The following is a 1,077-nucleotide window of genomic DNA, read 5'->3' on the forward strand; positions in this document are numbered from 1 at the left end:
TTAGGAGAAATAATCTCTGTTCCAAGCGGAAACTTTAAGCAGATTATAGTGGATCAGGTTGAAAGTATGGAGAAACCGCTCGCTCACCTGTTGCCTGAAATGACATCGAATCTCTTAGGTTCTTTGAGTATATTTATTTACTTATTATTTCTTGATTGGAGAATGGCTCTTTTATCATTAGTATCCATTCCTGTGGGGATGCTTTTTATGGGACTCGTAATGAAAAATTATGCTGTTCAATATGAAGGATCTGTAAAGGTAAATCGAGAAATGAATTCTGCAATTATTGAGTATGTTAATGGAATAGAAGTGATAAAAACATTTAATCAAGACAAGAGATCGTACGCAAAGTACAAAGATAAAGTCATTGCAAATGCAAGATACTTTTATGAATGGATGAAGAGCTGTCAGTTACCTGTATCTTTATCTAAAAATATATCTCCTACTACAATGATAACAGTGCTTCCATTTGGTTGGTATTTCTACATTAGCGGCAGTTTAAGTGCAGAAGTATTTATATCTGTAATTATTCTATCTTTAGGTATTGCAGGACCTTTACTTGAAACAATCAATTTTGTTGATGGTCTTGCTAAGATAGGAACTATTGCTAATTCTATTAACTTAATTTTAGAAGGAAAAGAACAAAAGCATTCTGATAGAGAAGTAACTATCCAGCAATATAATATTGATTTACAAAATGTAAAGTTTGGATATGAAGAAGAAAAAGAAATTCTTCATGGAATATCCCTAAACATAAAAGAAGGGACAACAGTGGCTTTTGTTGGACCAAGTGGAAGTGGCAAGTCAACTTTAGCAAAATTAATAGCTGGATATTGGGATATTACGGAAGGAAATATAAATATTGGTGGATACAATCTTAATGAAATTCCATTAAAGCAATTATATAGTTTAACTGCCTTTGTTTCGCAGGATAATTTTTTGTTCAACGAAAGTATTAGGGAAAATATCCGAATGGGTAATCCAAGTGCCAGTGATAAAGAAGTAGAAGACATTGCTAAGAAATCGGGTTGTCATGATTTTATTATGAAAATGGAACATGGTTACGATACGGTTGTC

At 32.7% G+C, this 1,077-nt stretch carries 1 protein-coding gene; it reads left to right on the forward strand.

Annotation, left to right across the window (positions count from 1 at the left end; translation table 11 throughout):
- Nucleotides 1-1,077, forward strand: a 1,077-nt coding sequence (locus KHW44_RS09960) for an ABC transporter ATP-binding protein (protein WP_304068995.1), incomplete at both ends; no start/stop codon positions are given.

The sequence above is a fragment of the Finegoldia magna genome, from assembly GCF_018371055.1.
Lineage (GTDB): Bacteria > Bacillota > Clostridia > Tissierellales > Peptoniphilaceae > Finegoldia > Finegoldia magna_I.